The organism is Enterobacter sp. FW301-JW81 (genome assembly GCF_058788735.1).
The window spans coordinates 102,641-124,290 of sequence record NZ_JBYTBA010000001.1 but is presented as its reverse complement, the minus strand read 5'-3'; the positions used below and the strand labels follow the sequence as shown (position 1 = coordinate 124,290).

The 21,650-nt window shown below is 59.2% G+C and carries 18 protein-coding genes and 1 pseudogene; 9 read left to right on the top strand and 10 right to left on the bottom strand.

Going from position 1 to position 21,650, the window contains the following annotated elements; genetic code table 11:
- Complete coding sequence (locus AC3WOK_RS00550) at window positions 1-1,233, bottom strand: MFS transporter (protein ID WP_047346977.1); 1,233 nt, start codon at window positions 1,231-1,233, stop codon at window positions 1-3.
- Window positions 1,234-1,401: 168 nt separating this feature from the next.
- Between AC3WOK_RS00550 and AC3WOK_RS00545 the strand changes: the two genes are divergently transcribed.
- The 3 genes from AC3WOK_RS00545 to deoR all read left to right on the top strand — a co-directional run bounded on the left by AC3WOK_RS00545 (window position 1,402) and on the right by deoR (window position 3,572).
- Window positions 1,402-2,130 carry a phosphatase PAP2 family protein gene (locus tag AC3WOK_RS00545; RefSeq protein WP_063431145.1) on the top strand — a complete coding sequence of 243 codons (729 nt, stop codon included), beginning with the start codon at window positions 1,402-1,404 and terminating at the stop codon, window positions 2,128-2,130.
- Between the two features lie 7 nt (window positions 2,131-2,137).
- Complete coding sequence (ybjG, locus tag AC3WOK_RS00540) at window positions 2,138-2,746, top strand: undecaprenyl-diphosphate phosphatase (protein ID WP_063955621.1); 609 nt, start codon at window positions 2,138-2,140, stop codon at window positions 2,744-2,746.
- 67 nt (window positions 2,747-2,813) lie between these two features.
- A complete protein-coding gene (deoR, locus tag AC3WOK_RS00535) occupies window positions 2,814-3,572 on the top strand; it encodes a DNA-binding transcriptional repressor DeoR (RefSeq protein WP_492353745.1) in 759 nt (252 codons plus the stop codon).
- 96 nt (window positions 3,573-3,668) lie between these two features.
- Here the strand turns inward: deoR and dacC are convergent, their stop codons facing one another.
- Window positions 3,669-4,874 (bottom strand): serine-type D-Ala-D-Ala carboxypeptidase, encoded by a 1,206-nt coding sequence (gene dacC / locus AC3WOK_RS00530; RefSeq protein WP_023335046.1) that lies wholly within the window; start codon window positions 4,872-4,874, stop codon window positions 3,669-3,671.
- A 242-nt stretch (window positions 4,875-5,116) separates the two neighbouring features.
- Here dacC and AC3WOK_RS00525 point away from each other — a divergent pair, with 242 nt between their 5' ends.
- Window positions 5,117-5,743: a glutathione S-transferase family protein gene (locus tag AC3WOK_RS00525; RefSeq protein WP_252000681.1), complete on the top strand. Its 627-nt coding sequence runs from the start codon at window positions 5,117-5,119 to the stop codon at window positions 5,741-5,743.
- On the opposite strand, the gene AC3WOK_RS00520 is transcribed toward AC3WOK_RS00525, so the two are convergent.
- Both AC3WOK_RS00520 and bssR read right to left on the bottom strand, forming a co-directional pair.
- Entirely contained in the window at window positions 5,744-6,862 is a 1,119-nt protein-coding gene (locus AC3WOK_RS00520) for a PQQ-dependent sugar dehydrogenase (RefSeq protein WP_492353744.1), read from the bottom strand.
- Between the two features lie 106 nt (window positions 6,863-6,968).
- A complete protein-coding gene (gene bssR / locus AC3WOK_RS00515; RefSeq protein WP_023310914.1) occupies window positions 6,969-7,352 on the bottom strand; it encodes a biofilm formation regulator BssR in 384 nt (127 codons plus the stop codon).
- 216 nt (window positions 7,353-7,568) lie between these two features.
- On the opposite strand from bssR, the gene rimO reads away from it, so the two are divergent.
- Window positions 7,569-8,894: a 30S ribosomal protein S12 methylthiotransferase RimO gene (gene rimO, locus AC3WOK_RS00510; RefSeq protein WP_032661331.1), complete on the top strand. Its 1,326-nt coding sequence runs from the start codon at window positions 7,569-7,571 to the stop codon at window positions 8,892-8,894.
- Between the two features lie 63 nt (window positions 8,895-8,957).
- Here the strand turns inward: rimO and gsiD are convergent, their stop codons facing one another.
- From gsiD to iaaA, 5 genes and pseudogenes are all read right to left on the bottom strand, one after another.
- On the bottom strand, window positions 8,958-9,869 hold the full coding sequence (gsiD, locus tag AC3WOK_RS00505; protein ID WP_492353743.1) for a glutathione ABC transporter permease GsiD: 912 nt from the start codon (window positions 9,867-9,869) through the stop codon (window positions 8,958-8,960).
- Between the two features lies 1 nt (window position 9,870).
- Window positions 9,871-10,791, bottom strand: a complete 921-nt coding sequence (gene gsiC / locus AC3WOK_RS00500) for a glutathione ABC transporter permease GsiC (RefSeq protein ID WP_047346983.1) — start codon at window positions 10,789-10,791, stop codon at window positions 9,871-9,873.
- 5 nt (window positions 10,792-10,796) lie between these two features.
- Complete coding sequence (gene gsiB / locus AC3WOK_RS00495; protein WP_492353742.1) at window positions 10,797-12,335, bottom strand: glutathione ABC transporter substrate-binding protein GsiB; 1,539 nt, start codon at window positions 12,333-12,335, stop codon at window positions 10,797-10,799.
- Between the two features lie 23 nt (window positions 12,336-12,358).
- Window positions 12,359-14,230, bottom strand: a complete 1,872-nt coding sequence (gene gsiA / locus AC3WOK_RS00490; protein WP_063955613.1) for a glutathione ABC transporter ATP-binding protein GsiA — start codon at window positions 14,228-14,230, stop codon at window positions 12,359-12,361.
- A pseudogene (gene iaaA, locus AC3WOK_RS00485) lies at window positions 14,217-15,180 on the bottom strand (beta-aspartyl-peptidase). The gene gsiA and the pseudogene iaaA overlap by 14 nt, the downstream one beginning before the upstream one ends.
- Before the next feature lie 187 nt (window positions 15,181-15,367).
- Here iaaA and moeA point away from each other — a divergent pair.
- Window positions 15,368-16,600, top strand: a complete 1,233-nt coding sequence (gene moeA / locus AC3WOK_RS00480) for a molybdopterin molybdotransferase MoeA (protein WP_492353741.1) — start codon at window positions 15,368-15,370, stop codon at window positions 16,598-16,600.
- Window position 16,601: 1 nt separating this feature from the next.
- On the top strand, window positions 16,602-17,354 hold the full coding sequence (gene moeB, locus AC3WOK_RS00475) for a molybdopterin-synthase adenylyltransferase MoeB (protein ID WP_492353740.1): 753 nt from the start codon (window positions 16,602-16,604) through the stop codon (window positions 17,352-17,354).
- Between the two features lie 86 nt (window positions 17,355-17,440).
- Here moeB and fsa read toward each other — a convergent pair whose 3' ends face one another.
- Entirely contained in the window at window positions 17,441-18,103 is a 663-nt protein-coding gene (gene fsa / locus AC3WOK_RS00470) for a fructose-6-phosphate aldolase (RefSeq protein ID WP_492353739.1), read from the bottom strand.
- A gap of 128 nt (window positions 18,104-18,231) precedes the next feature.
- Between fsa and AC3WOK_RS00465 the strand changes: the two genes are divergently transcribed.
- Both AC3WOK_RS00465 and AC3WOK_RS00460 read left to right on the top strand, forming a co-directional pair.
- Window positions 18,232-19,131 carry a glycyl-radical enzyme activating protein gene (locus AC3WOK_RS00465; protein ID WP_492353738.1) on the top strand — a complete coding sequence of 300 codons (900 nt, stop codon included), beginning with the start codon at window positions 18,232-18,234 and terminating at the stop codon, window positions 19,129-19,131.
- A gap of 4 nt (window positions 19,132-19,135) precedes the next feature.
- The gene (locus tag AC3WOK_RS00460) at window positions 19,136-21,568 is read left to right on the top strand and encodes a formate C-acetyltransferase/glycerol dehydratase family glycyl radical enzyme (RefSeq protein ID WP_492353737.1); all 2,433 of its coding nucleotides are present in this window, start codon (window positions 19,136-19,138) and stop codon (window positions 21,566-21,568) included.
- The last annotated feature ends 82 nt before the right edge of the window (window positions 21,569-21,650 follow it).

Genomic DNA, 21,650 nt, shown 5'->3' with positions numbered 1-21,650 from the left:
TCAAGGTTGCAGGGCGTTTCCGACGCGTTTGTCTTTCAGGAACACCACCATCAGGCCAACCCACAGCGCCCCGTTGGCGAGGTTAAACAGGCTGAACAGACCGTTGCCGCCCATCGCGTAGGCATGCTTGCTCACTTCAATACCGACGGTAAAAATCAGCATCTGCAGCATCCCCATCGCCGCTGAGACCGTGCCTTTACTCATCTCGCTGGCAAACAACGTCAGGCGCACCAGCCCGGCGTTCGCCACGCCGATCCCGAAGGCGTAGAGGCTAAGCCCCGCCGTCATCCACAGATAGGCGTGAGATGACGCAACGGTCGCCACCGCGGCCAGAATCAGCCCTGCCGCAATCGGCCAGCCGCCCATGATAATCAGAGAACGCACGGTGCGGCGTGACGTCAGACGCGCCAGCACCAGGTTACCGATAATCAGCGCGCCAAAAATAGGCACCTGCAGCAGGCCGTACTCGTAGCTGCTGAGCTTTTCACCGCTGATGATAATGACCGGTGACTGGGCAATCCATGCCAGCAGCGGCAGGCTAACGAACCCTGTCGCCAGCGCCCCCGCCACAAAGCGGCCATTCTTTAGCACTTCTTTGTAATCCCGACCCAGCTCTTTCAGCGAGAGTTTCTCGCCGATGCGGGTGGCCGTTTCCGGCATCGCGCGGTGCAGGCCAAAGTAGGCGATAGCGGCGAGAACCGCAAAAAGCACGAACATCCCTTCCCAGGGCGCAACGTGCACCCACGCGGCGCCCACCAGCGGCCCCAGCAGCGGAGCGATCAGCGCCACGTTCGCCATCAGCGCGGTGATTTTGATACACACCGCCTCTTCAAACGACTCCTGAATGGCGGCATACCCCACGGCACCGATAAAGCACAGGCTGACCCCCTGCAGGAAACGCAGCAGGGTAAATTGTTCAATGTTTTGCGCCAGCAGCGTGGCGAGACAGGTCACGATGAACCACACCACGCCCGTCAGCATCACCGGACGACGGCCAATACGATCCGACAGCGGGCCTAACAGCCACTGCAAAAACATACCGCCTGCCAGATAGGCGGTCATGGAGGTCGGTACCCACTCGATTCCCGCGTTGTACTGCGCCACAACGGTCAGCATACCGGGCTGGATCATATCGTTGCCGATATAGGTAGAGAATTCGTAGAGCACCAGACACAGAGGGAAAAGCAACGCCTGACGACCCAGACGTGAACCAGAAGAAGAACGGTTTAACATGCAATCTCTTTATAATGACAAAATCGCGACGAGTGTAATGAAATGCCGCAGCCCGAGATAGTGGATTATCGAGGATAAACAGAAATAAAGCACATATCGTCTTCGTTTAAGGTTTCCTTAAGTTGACAAATTTATGATACCCCGATTACTCGTCAACGACCCCAAATTATGGCACTCACCTCCAGCCGTTCAGAATTGTCTAACTTACAGACAAATAAGACAAAACGACTTTACCGCTTACCGTCCCGCTTTTATGGTTATCAGCTTTTCGTGCTGATAGCGCTTGCCGTGGTGTTTACGTGGCTATCGCGTGATGAAGCGCTCGACAGATGGATAACCGGCTTTTGGTACGACGCGGCGACGCAGAGCTTCCCGCTGCAGAAAGACCACCTGCTGGATCTGCTGAACCATCGCCTGGCGAAATACGTCGCCATCGCCTTGGGTGCCGTGGCGCTGTTTTACGGTGCATACAAGCGCAACGCAAGGCTGGTCACCGCGGCGCTACTGATGGGCGTTGGCGCGCTGGTGGTGGGCATATTGAAAAGTGTGAGCCATCACAGCTGCCCGTGGGATCTGGTGGAATATGGCGGGAAAGCTATGTCTTATCCCCTGTTCAGTTCCGTCCCTGCGGACAGCGGTCCGGGGCGCTGTTTCCCCGGCGGTCATGCCTCCAGCGGCTTTATGGTGATGGGGCTGTTTTTTGCCTTCTGGCGAGAGCGTCCGCGTCTTGCCTGGTGCTTCGTCGCGCTGGGCGTGGTGTTAGGTCTGGCGATGGGTTACGGCCAGGTCATGCGCGGGGCACATTTTTTCTCTCACAACCTGTGGGCTGGGTGGTGGGTCTGGTTTTCCCAGGTGGTGGTCTATGGCCTTATTTCCACCCGGTTTGCTAAAGAGTGATAACGCTATGTTAGAGAGTCTGAATTATCAGCTGTTTTATCTGATCAACGCCACGCCGGCCTCGCCCGAGTGGACAATCGACTTTGCCACCTTTCTGGCGAAAGATCTGATCAGCATCGTGCCTGTGCTGGCAGCCATCCTCTGGCTGTGGGGTCCCCGTAGCCAGGTGAAAGCGCAGCGCCAGCTGGTGATCAAAGTGGCGATGGCGCTCGGAGTTAGCGTACTGCTGAGCTACATTCTGGGTCACGCCTTCCCGCACGATCGTCCTTTCGTCGATCACGTCGGCTATACCTTCCTGCACCATGCGCCGGATGACTCTTTCCCGAGCGATCACGGTACGGTGATCTTTACCTTCGCGCTGGCCTTCCTGTTCTGGCATCGCCTGTGGTCAGGTGCGGTGCTGATGATGGTCGCCGTGGCCATCGCCTGGTCTCGCGTTTACCTGGGCGTCCACTGGCCGCTGGATATGGTGGGCGGTTTCCTGGTGGGGCTGATTGGCTGCGTGAGCGCGGCGATTCTGTGGAGTCTCTTCGGTGAAGCGCTCTACCGCGGGCTCTCTACCCTCTATCGCGCCATTTTCGCTATCCCGATCCGCAAAGGCTGGATACGTGACTAACCCCGACCTGACGGGTTACACTTGAACCCCCGCCCTGCGGGGGTTCACTTTTTTATCCCGAGGAACTATGGAAACACGTCGCGATGACCGCATTGCTCAGCTGCTACAGGCGCTGAAGCGCAGCGATAAGCTGCATCTTAAGGAAGCCGCCAACCTCCTCGGCGTCTCAGAGATGACCATTCGTCGGGATCTGAACAGCGAAAGCGCGCCCGTCGTGCTGCTGGGCGGGTATATTGTGCTTGAACCGCGCAGCGCCAGCCATTATCTGATCAGCGACCAGAAGACGCGCCTGGTTGAAGAGAAGCGCAAAGCCGCACGGCTTGCGGCTTCGCTGGTACAGCCGCACCAGACCCTGTTTTTTGACTGCGGTACCACCACGCCGTGGATTATCGAAGCCATCGACAGCAGCATTCCCTTTACCGCCGTGTGCTACTCCCTGAACACCTTTCTGGCGCTTCAGGAGAAACCCGAGTGCCGGGTGATCCTCTGCGGCGGTGAGTTTCACGCCAGCAACGCGATCTTTAAGCCGCTTAACCTGCAGGACACGCTCAGCAATCTCTGCCCGGATATCGCGTTTTATTCCGCCGCGGGCGTGAACGTGCGTCAGGGCGCGACCTGCTTTAACCTGGAAGAGCTGCCGGTGAAGCACTGGGCGCTAAGCGCGGCGCAGTACCATGTGCTGGTGGTTGACCACAGCAAGTTTGGCAAAGTGCGTTCGGCGAGAATGGGTGAACTGGCGCAGTTTGATGCCATCGTCAGCGATTGCCGTCCGGATGACGACATTGTGGCGCATGCGAAGACGCAGCAGGTAAAGTTGATGTTTTGAGAGGGGTGCGGCCTGATGCCCTCACCCCGGCCCTCTCCCACAGGGAGAGGGAGTAAAAACGTAGGCCGGGTAAGCGCAGCGCCACCCGGCAAAAACTTAGTTGAACCAGCTGCCAAACCATCCGTGGAATTTCATCATCACGAAGTCCCACATCCGGCTGAAGAAGCCGCCCTCTTCTACCGCTTCCATCACAATCAGCGGACGCTGTTCAATCGACTTACCGTTAAGCTGGAAATCAATCGTCCCGACCACCTGGCCCTTTTTCAGCGGCGCGGTGAGCTGCGGATCGGTCAGGGTGTAGCTGGCCTTCAGGTTTTTCAGCTGGCCGCGCGGAATGGTCACCGAGCCCGCTTCACCCGCGCCCAGATTCACTTCGCTCTTGTCACCAAACCAGACGCGCTGGCTGACGAACGTGGCATCCGGTTTAATTGGCGTCACGGTTTCATAGAAGCGGAATCCCCAGGTCAGAAGTTTTTCTGATTCGTTAAAACGGATGCGGTCGGTTTTGGTCCCCAGCACCACCGAGATCAGGCGCATATCGCCCTGCGTCGCGGAGGCCACCAGGTTGTAACCCGCGCCGGCCGTGGTGCCGGTTTTCATCCCGTCCACGTTAACGTTGCTGCTCCACAGCAGGCGGTTGCGGTTCGGCTGGCGGATTTTATTGAAGGTAAACTCTTTCTCTTTGTGGATGGCGTATTCATCCGGCACGTCGTGAATAAGCGCTTTCCCCAGCAGCGCCATGTCGCGCGCGGTGCTGAACTGGCCCGGCGCATCCAGGCCGTGAACGGTTTTAAAGGTGGTGTTGGTCAGGCCCAGCTTTTGCGCGTAGCCATTCATCAGACCGATAAATGAATCCTGACTGCCCGCGACGTAATCCGCCAGCGCGATACAGGCGTCGTTGCCGGACTGGATAATCACCCCTTTATTCAAATCCGATACGGAAACCTGATCGCCCGGCTTCAGGAACATCACCGATGACCCGCGCAGCGCCGGGTTGCCGGTCGCCCAGGCGTCCTTCCCGATGGTGACCATATCATCAAGCTTGATCTTGCCCGCTTTTAAGGCCTGGCCTACCACATAGCTGGTCATGATTTTGGTCAGGCTTGCCGGGTCGAGTTTCTCATCCGCGTTGCCTTCCGCCAGCACTTTACCGCTGGAGTAGTCCATCAGGATCCAGGCGCGCGCATCCACAGGTGGCGCTTCTGGCGCAGCCTGCTCAGCTGCGTAGAGAGTTGGTGCAAACAGGAAAAGGAGCGCAGAGCCTGCCGCCAGGCTGCGCAGAGAAGTCATTTTTCGCGTCATAAATGCCACCCGAGTGTCCATTCAAAAAATTACGTCACATCACCGTGTCGCAAGAAGCGATGAGTAATAGCGCACTAAAACGGTTAAAGAAACCCAACCAGGGTAAAGTTATTAAAGTTTATGCAATAACATTCAGATACGCTTTGATTAAGGCGTTTTTTTTGTCTTCTGTTGCGTAATTGTTAGGTTTATCTCACCATGGCGAAAAGCTGACTCGGATTCACATCTCATCGGGAGTAAATATGATTACGCTGTGGGGCAGGAATAATTCGACCAACGTTAAGAAAGTGCTCTGGACGCTGGAAGAGCTGGATTTACCGTTCAATCAAATCATGGCAGGCATGTCGTTTGGCGTGAATAAAGAGGCCGACTATCTGGCCATGAACCCGAACGGCCTGGTGCCGCTGCTGCGCGATGATGAAACAGACGCCACGCTTTGGGAATCCAACACCATTGTCCGTTACCTGGCCGCCCAGTACGGACAAGGTCGTCTGTGGGTCGAAAACCCGGCCCGCCGCGCCCAGGGCGAAAAGTGGATGGACTGGGCAAACCAGACGCTTTCACCCACCCACCGCGTAATCCTGATGGGGCTTATCCGCACGCCGGAAGCCGAACGTGACTATCCCGCTATTCATGCCGCGCAGGATGCCTGCGAAAATCTGTTTGCGATGATGGATGACGAGCTGGCGAAGCACGCCTGGTTCTCCGGTGACGCGTTCGGCACAGGCGATATCGCCGTGGCGCCGTTCGTCTGGAACCTGACCAATATGGGCCTGAAGTGGACGCCGCGCCCTCATCTGGATCGCTGGCTCAAACAGCTGAGCGATCGCCCGGCGTACCGTAACGTCGTGATGATCCCGGTCACCTGATTACGTCCCGGACGGGCTGACTTTCAACAGCTGCCCGTCCGTCTCATCCGTCAGGACGTACAGATACCCATCCGGCCCCACCCGCACATCGCGAATACGTTGATCCCGGTCGCCCAGAATGCGCCCGTCTTCCGTCACCTTGTTACCCTCCACGCTCAGCACAATCACGTCCTTCTCCTTCAGCGCGCCGATAAACAGCTTGTTTTTCCACTGCGGGAAAACGTCGCTGTTGTAAAACGCCATGCCGCTCACGGCCGGTGAGACCTTCCAGACGAACAGCGGTTTTTCGGTTCCCTCAACGTGCTCGCCTTTGGCTTCCGGAATTTTCAGCCCGCTGTAGTTAATGCCGTGCGTCGCCAGCGGCCAGCCGTAGTTTTTCCCTTTCTCCGGAATATTAATCTCATCCCCGCCGCGCGGGCCGTGCTCGTTCAGCCACAGCGTGTCGCTCCAGGGGTTCATCGCCATCCCCTGCGGGTTGCGAATGCCGTAGGACCAGATTTCAGGCCGCGCGCCGGGAGTATGCACAAAGGGGTTATCCGGCGGCACTTTGCCGTCTTCGGTGAGGCGCACCACTTTGCCCTGTAATTTGTCCAGGTCCTGCGCCGTGGGCCGCTGGTTGTTCTCGCCGAGTCCGATAAAGAGAGAGCCTTTGCCGTCGAACACCAGTCGCCCACCAAAATGGTTACCGGTAGAGAGTTTCGGCATCTGGCGGAACACCACCTGGAAGGCTTCAATGCGCGTAAAGTCGTCGCTTAACCGGCCATAGCCCACCGCCGTGCCGGCTTTGCCGTCGTTCCCTGCTTCGGCGTAGCTGAGCCAGATGCGGCGCGATTGTTTAAAATCCGGCGCGAGGACCACGTCCAGCAATCCTCCCTGGCCGTTTGCCCAGACCTTCGGTACCCCGACAATCGGATCGGAAAGCCCTTTTCCGGCCTGCCAGCGCTTGAGCTGACCGCCCCTGAGGGTCACCAGCAGCCCTTGGTTGTCCGGCAGGAACGCCATGGACCAGGGGTGATCGAGTCTGTTTTGCAGCACCTCAACCCTGACCGCCTCGGGCGCAGCAAGCAGCGAAAAGGGGAATAACAACGCGGGCAGGAAAATCAGCGAGGATCGATGCATAACGCGCTCCTTTATCGGCATATGGCATAAAGGTTAGCCACTGCGTCCGGGGGCGTTATCACTTTTACAAAAGCTTAATCAGAAGGGGGAGTTGCCTCCCCCGGGATCAGTGTTGTTCAAGCTTCTCGTGCTCGTTCAGACACATGATGCATAGAGAGAGCGTGGTCAGGCAGTTTTCAAGCTTCTCCGCGTTAACAGCGATAAAATTCGGGCAGTCGTGGCGTCCGTTCATCAGACACACCCCTGCGATGGAGAGCACCTCAGCGGCGCGGCGCAGCGCTATCAGCTCGCTTTCGCCGTATTTCGCTTTCAGGGTCGGTGCTTTTTCACGCATGAAATTGCAAAGTTCAAACAGGTTATCACGCAGATGTTCGCTTTCGCTGACTGACATATACCCTTTTGCCTTCCTCAACTGCAGGTACGCGGCCAGGTCGATTCGGGCGTTGATCAGCTTGTTCAGCAGATCGCGTTTTAGTCTGTCAACGGTCATGCTCTTTCCTCCTCTGTCAGCCATTGTGCATAGTCAGGATAAGTACATTTTTTGTACAGTTTAATGCCTGGGATCAATTTTTATTAACTGATTAACATTATTTACAATGTTACAACGTCTGCCCAGCGCATCCGCCTTGCAAAGAGTGTATAAATCCCCCGCGATACGCTGTAAAATCCCGCCCTGATAACTCCATAATTGATGAATTTTTAACCTATGAGCAATGTTACGCACCAGCCGAAAATCGGCTTCGTCTCCCTGGGCTGCCCGAAAAACCTGGTGGATTCAGAACGCATCCTGACCGAACTGCGCACCGAGGGGTATGACGTGGTGCCAAGCTACGACAACGCCGATATGGTGATCGTTAACACCTGCGGGTTTATCGACAGCGCGGTTCAGGAGTCACTGGAAGCCATCGGTGAAGCCCTGACGGAAAACGGCAAAGTGATTGTTACCGGCTGTCTGGGCGCGAAAGTGGATCAGATCCGCGAAGTGCACCCGAAGGTGCTGGAGATCACCGGCCCGCACAGCTACGAGCAGGTGCTGGAACATGTTCATCACTATGTGCCAAAACCAAAGCACAACCCGTTCCTGAGCCTCGTGCCGGAACAGGGCGTGAAGCTGACGCCGCGCCACTACGCTTACCTGAAAATTTCCGAAGGCTGCAACCATCGCTGCACCTTCTGCATCATCCCGTCCATGCGTGGCGATCTGGTGAGCCGTCCGATTGGCGAAGTGCTGGCGGAAGCGAAACGTCTGGCTGACGCGGGCGTGAAGGAGCTGCTGGTCATCTCCCAGGATACCTCAGCTTACGGCGTGGACGTCAAACACCGCTCCGGCTTCCACAACGGCGAGCCGGTGAAAACCAGCATGGTCGGCCTGTGCGAGCAGCTGTCTAAACTCGGTATCTGGACGCGTCTGCACTACGTCTATCCTTACCCGCACGTTGACGACGTGATCCCGCTGATGGCGGAAGGCAAAATTCTGCCGTATCTGGATATCCCGCTGCAGCACGCCAGCCCGCGTATCCTGAAGCTGATGAAACGTCCTGGCTCCGTTGACCGCCAGCTGGCGCGCATCAAGCAGTGGCGTGAAATCTGCCCTGACCTGACCCTGCGCTCCACCTTCATCGTCGGCTTCCCGGGTGAAACCGAAGAAGATTTCCAGATGCTGCTCGACTTCCTGAAAGAAGCGCGTCTGGACCGCGTAGGCTGCTTCAAGTACAGCCCGGTAGAGGGCGCAACCGCCAACGAACTGGCGGATCAGGTACCGGAAGAGGTGAAAGAAGAGCGCTGGAACCGCTTCATGCAGCTGCAGCAGCAGATCTCTGCTGAACGCCTGCAGGAGAAAGTAGGCCGCGAAATCATGGTGATCGTTGACGAAGTGGACGAAGAAGGCGCGATTGGCCGCAGCATGGCGGACGCCCCGGAAATCGACGGCGCGGTGTACCTGAACGGCGAAACCAGCGTTAAGCCGGGTGATATCATCCGCGTGAAGGTTGAAAACGCGGACGAGTATGACCTGTGGGGTAGCCGGGTTTAAACACCCAGCTTCCCTTTTGTAGGCCGGGTAAGGCGTAGCCGCCACCCGGCACATTCCACTGCCCTACCCCTTAATCCTCGGATCCAGCGCGTCACGCAGCCCGTCACCCAGCAGGTTAAACGCCAGCACGGTCAGGAAAATTGCCAGGCTCGGGAAGATCGCCACGTGCGGCGCAATCACCATATCTGCCCTCGCCTCGTTCAGCATCGCGCCCCACTCCGGCGTGGGAGGCTGTGCCCCCAACCCCAAAAACGACAGGCTGGCCGCAGAGATAATCGACACGCCGATACGCATGGTGAAATAGACCACAATGGACGACACCGTACCCGGCAGAATATGGCTGAACAGGATCGTGGCGTCGCTGGCGCCCATACTGCGGGCAGATTCGATAAAGGTCTGCTGCTTCAGCACCAGCGTATTGCCGCGCACCAGGCGCGCGAACGCCGGAATCGAAAAGACCGCCACCGCGATAATAACGTTCGCCATGCCGCTGCCCATTATCGCCACCACCGCAATCGCCAGCAGAATGCCGGGAAAAGCAAACAGCACGTCGCAGATGCGCATAATGATGCGATCCCACCAGCCTTCGTAATACCCGGCAACCAGACCCAGCACGGTACCGATGGCCGCGCCGATCAGCACCGCGAAAACCCCGGCGGCAAGAGAGATCTGCGCCCCGACCAGCACGCGGCTGAAGATATCGCGCCCGAGGGAGTCCACGCCGAACCAGTGCAGCATTGAGGGTCCGTCGTTCAGACGGTCGTAGTCAAAATAGTTTTCCGCATCAAACGGCGCTACCCACGGCGCAATGATCGCCACCGCAATCAGCAGCAGCACAAACAGCCCCGCCGCCATCGCGACCGGCTGACGGCGAAAACGCCGCCAGAATTCAGATCGCGGCGTGCGGATATGTTCCGGTTTGAGCCCCGGCATAGCGTTTAAAACGGCCTGACGTCGCCAGTTCAACAATCGCATCTTACTTGTACCTGATGGCCGGGTTAATGGCGGCGTAGAGCACGTCCACCACTAAGTTGATAAGGATAAACTCCAGCGAGAAAAGCAGGACCTCCGCCTGAATGACCGGGTAGTCGCGCATCTCAACGGAATCGACCAGCAGGCGTCCCAGCCCCGGCCAGTTGAAGACCTTCTCCACGACGATGGAGCCGCCCAGCAGGAAACCAAACTGCAGCCCCATCATCGTCACCACTGGGATCATCGCATTGCGAAACCCGTGCTTAAGAATGACCCACTTCTCGCTGACCCCTTTCGCCCGCGCGGTGCGGATATAATCCTCGCTCAGCACGTCAACGAACGAGGCGCGGGTGAAGCGGGCCATCACCGCCGACACGGCGGCCCCCAGCGTCATTGAGGGCAGAATGTAATGCTTCCAGGTATCGGCCCCGACGGTCGGCAGCCAGCCCAGCTCGACGGAGAAGATCTGCATCAGCAGCATCCCCAGCGCGAACGCCGGGAAGGAGATACCGGTCACCGCCAGCGCCATGCCGAGCTTGTCCGGCCAGCGGTTGCGCCAGACGGCCGCGACAATCCCGGCGCCAAGCCCAAACACCACCGCCCAGCTCATGCTGGCAATCGTCAACCAGAACGTCGGCATAAAGCGGCTGGCAATCTCTTCCGACACCGGACGCCGCGACACCATCGAGATACCAAAGTCGCCCTGCAGAACGTTGCAAATATAATGGAGGAACTGGATATACAGCGGCTGGTCGAGGCCAAGCTGTTTACGCACCAGGTCAATGACGGTAGCGTCCGCTTCAGGCCCCGCAACCAGACGCGCCGGATCGCCCGGCAGCATATGGACAAACAAAAACACCAGGACCGCCACAATCAGCAGCGTCGGGATAAGCCCCAGCAGGCGTTTACAAACATAGTTCAGCATGAGGTTTATTTTAAATCCGCATCGTCAAAGCTAAAACCGGTGTCCGGCATGATGTAGAACCCGGTCAACGCTTTGTTATGGGCTGATACCAGCTTCTCCACCACCAGCGGCACCCACGGTGACTCTTTCCAGATAATGTCCTGCGCGTCTTTGTAGAGGCGCGCCTTCTCTTCCGGTTTGGTGGTTTTCAGCGCATCGGCAAGGTCTTTGTCCACCTGCGGGTTACTGTAGAACGCGGTATTGAACAGGGTTGGCGGCCAGTTCTGCGAGGCAAACAGCGGCGACAGCGCCCAGTCGGCTTCACCGGTCGAGGCCGACCAGCCGGTGTAGAACATCCGCACCCCGCTCTCTTTCTGCCCTTTGCCCTCCACTTCAGCCGCACGCTGTCCGGCATCCATCGCGGTGACCTGCGCCTTAATGCCGACCTGAGCCAGCTGCTGCTGGGTGAACTGCAACACCTTCTGCGCGGTACTGTGGTTATGCGACGACCACAGCGTAGTGCTAAACCCGTTCGGGAAGCCCGCCTCTTTCAGCAGCTCGCGCGCTTTGGCCGGATCGTACGGCCACGGCTGATAGCTCTGGGCATACGCGATAGCAGGCGGCAGCACGCCGGTGGCCGGGGTGGCATAGCCGGCAAAGGCGACCTTCACCAGCGCCTGGCGGTTAATGGCGTAGTTGATGGCCTCGCGCACCTTCGGGTTATCAAACGGCTTTTGCGTAACGTTCATGCTGATGTAGCGCTGCATGATCGACGGGCTGGCGACCAGCTCCAGCTTGCTGTTTTTCTGCAAAATCGCGGCCTGCTCATACGGGATCGGGAAGGCGAACTGCGCCTCGCCGGTTTGCAGCATCGCCGCGCGGGTGTTGTTGTCCACCACCGGACGCCAGGTGATGGTGTCCAGCTTCGGCAGCCCCTGCTGCCAGTAGCCGCTGAACTTCTTCACCTTCACAAAGTCGGTCTGATTCCAGGTCACCAGTTCATACGGACCGGTCCCCACCGGGTGGAAACCGATCTCTTTACCGTATTTTTTCAGCGCGGCCGGGGAAATCATCGCCGTTGCCGGATGCGCCAGAATATTGATAAACGCCGAGAACGGCTCTTTCAGGGTGATTTTTACCGTCGCCGGGTCGACCACCTCGGTGCTGGCGATGTTTTTATACAGGTTATAGCGCTTGAGGCTGTTTTCCGGATTGCTGGCGCGGTCGAGGTTAATCTTCACCGCCTCCGCGTTGAAATCGGTACCGTCTTGGAACTTCACGCCGGTTCTGAGCCTGATGGTATACGCCAGCCCGTCGTCGGAGACGGTGTATCCCTCCGCCAGCACATTTTTCAGCTTCATCTCTTTATCCAGGCCAAAAAGCCCCTGGTAGAACGATTTCGCTACCGCCTGCGACAGCGTATCGTTGGCGTCGTACGGATCGAGCGTGGTGAAATTAGAGCCGACGGCGACCACCACGTCTTTGGCGGCGAACGCGGGGGCAGTGGCCAGGGCTGCCGTCACGCTCGCGGCTAACAACCATCTACGCGCTACAAATGTAACCATTGTGTTCTCCTGCCTGTTGTAAGTTATAACCGCGAAAAAGCGTTGTCCTGACGCGGAGGCGCCACGAAATGCCCCGGTCCGACCTCGCGCAGCGTGACGCGTTCAACGGCCTCGCCGCGTTTACGAATATTGCTCGGCATTTCATCCTGCAGCAGCACGCGCTGTCCGTGACGATGCGCCGGATCGGCGACCGGAACCGCCGCGATGAGCTTGCGGGTGTACGGATGCTGCGGGTTCTCAAAGACCGCGCGTCGCGGCCCGATCTCCACGATTTGCCCCATGAACATCACCGCCACGCGATGGCTGATGCGCTCGACAACCGCCATATCGTGCGAGATAAACAGAAAAGCGATGCCCATATCCCGCTGTAAATCGAGCAACAGGTTGATGATTTGCGCCCGGATAGAGACATCCAGCGCCGAAACGGACTCATCGGCAATCACCACTTTCGGGTTCAGCGCCAGCGCGCGGGCAATGCAGATTCGCTGCCGCTGTCCGCCGGAAAATTCGTGCGGATAACGCCAGGCGTGTTCCGGCTTCAGGCCAACGCGCTCCAGCAGCCAGGCCACGCGACGCTGCGCCGCCTCGCCGTCGAGCAGGTTATGCACCCGCAGCGGCTCCATGATCGAGTACCCCACCGTGTGGCGCGGGTCGAGGGAGGCATACGGATCCTGAAATATAAACTGAATATCCCGCCGCACCGCCTGCAGCCTGCTGTCCGGCAGGGTATCAATGCGCTCGCCGTTAAAGGTAATGCTGCCTTCCTGTGATTCCACCAGGCGGAGCAACGCGCGTCCGGTGGTGGACTTACCGCAGCCGGACTCCCCCACCAGCGCCAGAGTTTCGCCCGGCCATAAATCAAAACTGACGTTTTCCACCGCATGCACTTCGCGCTTCACGCGGTTCAACACGCCGCTGCGCAGCGGAAAACGGGTGACCAGATCGCGCACTTCCAGAATGGGCTTACCCGGCACCACCGTGTCCTGCTCGCGCTCGTCCTCCTCCTGCCCCGCCGCATCGAGAGAAATCAGCGGGAAGCGGCGCGGCAAATCGCTGCCGTTCATCGCCCCAAGACGCGGAACCGCCGCCAGCAGCGCTTTGGTATAGGGATGGACGGGCGCGTGAAAAATCTGCTCAACCGGGCCGGTTTCCACCGCGTTGCCCTTGTGCATGACCAGCACGCGATCGGCGATATCGGCGACCACGCCCATATCGTGGGTGATGAATATCACCCCCATCTCCATCTCCTGCTGCAGCACTTTGATGAGCTGCAGGATTTGCGCCTGAATCGTCACGTCCAGCGCCGTCGTCGGTTCATCGGCGATCAGCACCGCCGGACGGCAGGAGAGCGCCATGGCTATCATCACCCGCTGGCGCATGCCGCCGGAAAGCTGATGGGGATAGCGCCCAAGAATGGCCTGCGCCTCAGGAATGCGCACCAGCTCCAGCATCCGTCTGGCTTCACGAAGCGCTTCATCGCCGCTCAGCCCCTGATGCAGGCGGATGGACTCGGCAATTTGTTCCCCCACCGGGAAAACCGGATTGAGGGAGGTCATCGGCTCCTGGAAGATCATGGCAATATCCGCCCCGCGCACGCCCTGCATCTGCGAGCCGCTCAGCTCGTTTAGGTCAATGACCTGACGGTTGCGGCGGCGCAGGAGCATTTTTTCGCTGCTGATTTGCCCGCCCGTCTGCTCCAGCAGGCGCATCAGCGCCAGCGCGGTGACCGATTTACCGGAGCCGGACTCGCCAACAATCGCCAGCGTCTCGCCTCGCCTGAGCGAGAACGATAAATTCTGTACTGCGGGGATGAACTGCCGCTCTTCCTGAAACGCAATATTCAGCTGATGGACAGCCAGTACCTCGCGGTTGTCCAGCTCTTCACTGTGCGGCACGCGTTGCCCCCTTATTCACGATAGATCCCCGTGCTCGGCTCATCGCCGGCATATCCCCAGGCGCGATACATCCCTTCGCTGTTGAACGGCAGGGCCACGTTGCCCTCGCGATCCACCGCAATGAGCCCGCCGACGCCGCCCAGGGCAGGCAGTTTTTCCATCACCACCCGCTCGCAGGCCTCACTGAGGCTTAAACCGCCGTAATCCATCAGCGCGGTGATGTCGTAGGCCGCGAGAGTGCGAATAAACACTTCCCCGGTTCCGGTACACGACACCGCCGCCGTCGCGTTGTTGGCATAGCATCCGGCCCCCGGCAGCGGGCTGTCGCCGACGCGCCCGGGCAGCTTGTTGGTCATGCCGCCCGTTGACGTCGCCGCCGCGAGGTTTCCGGCCTTATCGAGCGCCACCGCGCCGACCGTGCCCATTTTGGTGGTTTCATCGAGCGGTGCGGAATGATCCAGCTGCGTCATGCCCGCCGAACGGGCCTCCAGCAGCTGCTGGTAGCGCGCTTCAGTGGAAAAAAGATCGGGCGATACCGACGCCATCCCGTGTTCGAAGGCAAACGCCTCGGCCCCGGCGCCGGTCAGCAGCACGTGCGGACTCTCTTCCATCACCAGACGGGCCGCCAGCACCGGATTACGCAGGCGACTGACGCCCGCCACGCCCCCCGCTTTCAGGGTGATACCGTCCATTACGCAGGCGTCCAGCTCGTGCGTTTCATCCCGGGTAAAGACCGACCCGATCCCCGCATTAAATAGCGGACACTCCTCCAGCAGACGCACCGCCTCGGTGACCACGTCCAGCGCGCTCTCGCCCGCTTCCAGCATTTTCTGGCCCGTTTCGACAATGGCGTACAGCGCGTCAATGTAGCGCTTTTCCTGTTCGGGACTGAGCTGTGCACGGGTGATTGCCCCGGCGCCGCCATGAATTGCGATTACCGCATTAACCATTCGCATCACCCGTTAGCCTGATTCGCGGCTTTTTCTATAAATATCATTATCGTCGATGAAACTTCAGATGATTTTTGAATATAGAAAGACGCAACTGTGATGTAAAGCGTACACCCTCCGGTCATACTGTTAGTGGCACTTTTCTGCCATAATGGACGCTTTCGTTGTTACTGTGCAGGAGCCCACCATGGATTTTACCGCCGGACTGATGCCGCTTGAGACGGCACTCACGCAGATGCTTGACCGCCTTTCCCCGCTGCATGACGTAGAAACGTTACCCCTCGTGCGCTGTTTTGGGCGTATTGCCGCACGCGATATCGTCTCTCCGCTTAACGTACCGGGATTCGATAACTCAGCGATGGACGGTTATGCGGTGCGCCTGGCGGATCTCCAGACGGGCCAGGCGCTGCCCGTGGCGGGTAAGGCCTTTGCCGGCCAGCCGTTTAACGGTGAATGGCCTGCGGGCACCTGCGTGCGCATCATGACCGGCGCGCCGATACCGGCAGGCTGCGACGCCGTGGTGATGCAGGAAGAGACCGAACAGACCGACGATGGCGTGCGTTTTACCGCGAACGTTAAAGCGGGCCAGAACATCCGTCGTACCGGCGAGGACATTACCCTCGGCGCGACGGTCTTTGCCGCCGGACAGAAGCTGACGGTGGGTGAACTGCCGGTGCTGGCGTCGCTCGGCATTGCTGAAATCGACGTTATCCGTAAGGTGCGCGTCGCCGTTTTCTCCACCGGCGACGAGCTGCAGCTTCCGGGCCAGCCGCTGCAGGACGGACAGATTTACGATACCAACCGTCTGGCGGTACACCTGATGCTGGAGCAGCTGGGCTGCGAGGTGATTAACCTCGGGATTATTCCTGACGATCCGGAAAAACTGCGCGCCGCGTTTATTGAAGCGGATCGGTCCGCCGACGTGGTCATTAGCTCGGGCGGCGTCTCGGTTGGCGAAGCGGATTACACCAAAACCATTCTTGAAGAGCTGGGCGAAATCGCCTTCTGGAAGCTGGCCATCAAGCCGGGCAAACCGTTCGCCTTTGGCAAGCTCACGCATAGCTGGTTCTGCGGCCTGCCGGGTAACCCGGTCTCTGCGGCACTCACCTTCTACCAGCTGGTGATACCGCTGCTGGCGAAGCTTTCCGGCAACCGCGCCAGCCCGCTGCCGGAACGCCAGCGCGTGCGTGCCGCCACCCGCCTGAAAAAATCCCCGGGCCGTCTCGATTTCCAGCGCGGCATTCTGGCGCGCAACGCGGACGGTGAGCCTGAAGTGAGCACCACCGGACACCAGGGCTCGCACATTTTCAGCTCCTTCAGCCAGGGCAACTGTTTTATCGTGCTGGAGCGCGAGCGCGGCAACGTGGAAGCGGGCGAATGGGTTGAAGTTGAAAGCTTTAACCACCTGTTCGGAGGCTGACATGACGGTGGAGCTGAGCGACCAGGAGATGATGCGCTACAACCGCCAGATTGTGCTGCGCGGGTTTGACTTCGAGGGTCAGGAAGCGCTCAAGGCGGCCAGCGTGCTGGTCGTCGGTCTGGGCGGTCTGGGCTGCGCCGCCGCGCAGTACCTTGCCGCGGCGGGCGTGGGCAGGATGACGCTGCTGGATTTTGATACCGTGTCGGTGTCAAACCTGCAGCGCCAGACGCTGCACAGCGACGCGACGCTTGGCCAGCCGAAGGTGGCATCGGCCCGCACGGCGCTGGCCCGCATCAACCCCAACGTTCAGTTTACCCTGATTGACGCGATGCTGGACGACGACGCGCTGTTCGCGCAAATTGCTCTGCACGATCTGGTGCTCGACTGCACCGACAACGTCGCTATCCGCAATCAGCTAAACGCGGGCTGTTTTGCGCATAAAACGCCGCTGGTTTCCGGGGCGGCGATTCGCATGGAGGGGCAAATCAGCGTCTTCACCTACGCGGAGGGTGAACCCTGCTACCGCTGCCTGAGCCGCCTGTTTGGCGAGAACGCGCTGACCTGCGTCGAGGCGGGCGTGATGGCGCCGTTAGTCGGCGTGATCGGGTCACTGCAGGCGATGGAAGCGATTAAAGTCCTGGCGCATTACGGTACGCCGGCGGCGGGGAAAATCGTGATGTACGACGCGATGACCTGCCAGTTCCGCGAGATGAAGCTAATGCGTAATCCGGGATGTGAGGTTTGTAGCCAGTAAAAAAGTCGGGTGGCGGCTTCGCCTTACCCGACCTACAACGGCTCGAACGTAGGCCGGGTAAGCGTCAGCGCCACCCGGCAACAGCGTCAAATAGACGTCCGTCCAAACGCCCCCTGCCAGTCCTGCTCAAACTTCATAATCGCCGCATCCACGGCCGGTGAAGTAATAAACTGCTGCGCCACGTCCAGCGGCAGCGTAATAGACTCGCAGCCTGCCAGCAGGCAGTCCAGTGCCTGACGCGGCGTTTTAAAGCTCGCGGCCAGCACTTTTGACTGCGGGGCATGCAGCGTCAGCAGCTGCTGCAGTTCAACCACGGTCTGGATCCCGTCCCCGCCCTGCGCGTCCACGCGGTTAACGTAAGGCGCGACATAGTCTGCTCCCGCCAGCGCGGACAACATTCCCTGCGCGGCGCCGTACACCGCCGTACCCAGCGTCGGTATCCCTTCCGCTTTCAGCATTTTGATTGCCGCCAGCCCTTCTGCGGTCACCGGCACTTTCACCACGAGGTCGTTAATGATGGCGCGCAGCTTACGCGCGTCTTCCACCATGCCTTCCGCGGTAGTCGCCATCACCTGAGCAAACAGTCGGCCTTTGCCGCCCAGCGCGTCGTGCAGGGCCGGCAGCAGCTCGTCGAGCGGCGTTTTACCGGCCGCAACGATGCTTGGGTTGGTGGTCACGCCCGCGAGCGGGAAGATACGCGCCAGCTTTTTGACTGCCGCAACGTCAGATGTGTCGAGATAAAGTTCCATGATGTCACCCTCAAAATTAGCCTGCACTTACCCTATCACGACAAAACCTGCTCAAGAGTTGACCTGCATCAAGATAACTTTCATTCGAAAGTAATTTAATCTTCATATGCAAGATGAGAGGCGAAAACATGATCTTCAATATTCAGCGTTACTCTACCCACGATGGCCCCGGTATTCGTACCGTGGTGTTCCTGAAAGGCTGCTCGCTGGGCTGTCGCTGGTGCCAGAACCCGGAAAGCCGCTCCCGCAGCCGGGACGTGCTGTTTGATGCCCGCCTGTGCCTGGACGGCTGCGACCTGTGCCAGCAGGCGGCGCCGGGCTGTATCGAACGTGCGCTGAACGGATTGCTCATCCATCGTGAGAAGCTTGACGACGAGACGCTCAACGCCCTCACCGACTGCTGCCCAACGCAGGCGCTCACCGTCTGCGGTGAAGAACAGCAGGTAGACGACATTATGGCAACCGTGCTGCGCGACAAGCCTTTCTACGAGCGCAGCGGCGGCGGCATCACCCTCTCCGGCGGCGAGCCGTTTATGAACCCCGATCTGGCACTTGCGCTGTTTAAAGCCAGCCACGAACAGGGTATTCACACCGCCGTCGAAACCTGCCTTCACGTACCGTGGCACTATATCGAGCCCTCTTTACCGTATGTCGATTTGTTCCTCGCCGACCTGAAGCACGTCGACGGTGACGTTTTCAAGCAGTGGACGGACGGTTCGGCTAAGCGAATCCTGGATAACCTGAAACGCCTGGCCGCTGCCGGGAAAAAAATCACCATCCGCGTGCCGCTGATCCAGGGCTTTAACGCCGATGAAGCGTCTGTTACCGCCATTACCAATTTCGCTGCCGACGAGCTCGGCGTCGACGATATTCATTTTCTGCCGTACCACACGCTGGGCATGAACAAATACACCCTGCTCGGCCAACCTTACTCTGCCCCTGACAAACCGCTGGATAGCCCTGCCCTGCTGGACTTTGCGCAGCAGTACGCCTGCCAGAAAGGGTTAACCGCGACCTTACGAGGATAAACTTATGACGACCCTGAATCTCAACACCCTCAGCGAGCGCATTAAAGCGCACAAAATGGCCCTCGTACATATCGTCAAGCCGCCGGTCTGTACCGAGCGCGCGCAGCATTACACCGAAATGTATCAGCAGCACATGGACAAGCCGATCCCGGTGCGTCGCGCCCTGGCGCTGGCGCATCACCTGGCCGAGCGTACCATCTGGATCAAACACGATGAGCTTATCATCGGGAACCAGGCAAGCGAAGTGCGCGCCGCGCCGATCTTCCCGGAATACACCGTCTCCTGGATTGAGAAAGAGATCGACGACCTGGCCGACCGTCCGGGCGCGGGCTTTGCGGTGAGCGAAGAGAACAAGCGCGTCCTGCATGCAATCTGCCCGTGGTGGCGCGGTCAGACGGTGCAGGATCGCTGCTACGGCATGTTCACCGACGAGCAGAAAGGCCTACTGGAAACCGGCATTATCAAAGCCGAAGGCAACATGACCTCCGGCGACGCGCACCTGGCGGTGAACTTCCCCCTGGTGCTGGAGAAAGGTCTCGACGGCCTGCGCGCCAAAGTGGCCGAGCGCCGCACGCGCATCAACCTGACGGTGCTGGAAGACCTGCACGGCGACCAGTTCCTGAAGGCGATTGATATCGTGCTGGAGGCGGTGAGCCTGCACATCAAACGCTTTGCCGACCTGGCGCGTGAAATGGCGTCCACCGAAACCCGCGAAAGCCGCCGCAACGAGCTGCTGGCCATGGCGGAAAACTGCGACGTGATTGCCCACGAGCCGCCAAAAACCTTCTGGCAGGCGCTGCAGCTGTGCTACTTCATCCAGCTGATCCTGCAGATTGAGTCCAACGGCCACTCCGTGTCGTTTGCCCGAATGGACCAGTATCTCTATCCGTTCTACCGCCGCGACGTGGAGCTGAACCAGAGCCTCGACCGCGAACACGCCATCGAGCTGCTGCACAGCTGCTGGCTGAAGCTGCTGGAAGTGAACAAGATCCGTTCCGGCTCGCACTCAAAAGCCTCTGCCGGCAGCCCGCTGTACCAGAACGTCACCATCGGCGGCCAGAAGCTGGTCAACGGTGAGCCAATGGACGCGGTCAACCCGCTCTCCTACGCGATTCTGGAATCCTGCGGTCGCCTGCGCTCCACCCAGCCGAACCTGAGCGTGCGTTACCACGCGGGCATGAGCAACGACTTCCTCGACGCCTGCGTACAGGTGATCCGCTGCGGCTTCGGCATGCCCGCGTTCAATAACGATGAAATCGTGATCCCGGAATTCATCAAGCTCGGCGTTGAACGAGACGACGCCTACGACTACGCGGCCATCGGCTGCATCGAAACCGCGGTCGGGGGTAAATGGGGCTACCGCTGCACCGGCATGAGCTTTATCAACTTTGCCCGCGTGATGCTGGCCGCGCTGGAAGGTGGGCGCGACGCCACCAGCGGCAAGGTGTTCCTGCCGCAGGAAAAAGCGCTCTCTGCCGGTAACTTTGATAACTTTGAGGAGGTGATGGCGGCGTGGGATACACAGATCCGCTACTACACCCGCAAATCCATCGAGATTGAGTACGTGGTGGACACCATGCTGGAAGAGAACGTCCACGATATTCTCTGCTCGGCGCTGGTGGACGACTGCATCGAGCGTGCGAAAAGCATCAAGCAGGGCGGCGCGAAGTATGACTGGGTCTCCGGCCTGCAGGTGGGCATCGCCAACCTCGGCAACAGCCTGGCGGCGGTGAAGAAGCTGGTGTTCGATCAGGGCGTAATCGGTCAGCAGCAGCTGGCGGCCGCGCTGGCGGATGACTTCGACGGCCTGACCCACGAGCAGCTGCGCCAGCGCCTGATTAACGGCGCGCCGAAGTACGGCAACGATGACGACAGCGTGGATATGCTGCTGACGCGCGCCTATCAGACCTACATTGAAGAGCTGAAGCAGTACCACAACCCGCGCTACGGCCGTGGCCCGATCGGTGGTAACTACTACGCAGGTACCTCTTCTATTTCCGCGAACGTGCCGTTTGGCGCGGCGACAATGGCCACCCCGGACGGACGCAAAGCGCACACCCCGCTGGCGGAAGGCGCAAGCCCGGCTTCCGGTACGGACCATCTCGGCCCGACGGCGGTCATCGGCTCGGTGGGCAAACTGCCTACGGAAGCAATTCTGGGCGGGGTGCTGTTAAACCAGAAGCTGAACCCGTCGACGCTGGAAAACGACAGCGACCGACAGAAGCTGATGGTGCTGCTGCGCACCTTCTTCGAGGTGCATAAGGGCTGGCATATTCAGTACAACATTGTTTCTCGCGAAACCCTGCTGGAAGCGAAAAAACACCCTGACCAGTATCGTGACCTGGTGGTGCGCGTGGCGGGCTACTCGGCGTTCTTCACCGCCCTGTCGCCGGATGCGCAGGACGACATTATCGCGCGTACTGAGCATACGCTGTAAAAAAACGCCCGGTGGCGCTTCGCTTACCGGGCCTACATTGTCTCCCCGTAGGCCGGGTAAGGCGAAGCCGCCACCCGGCTTT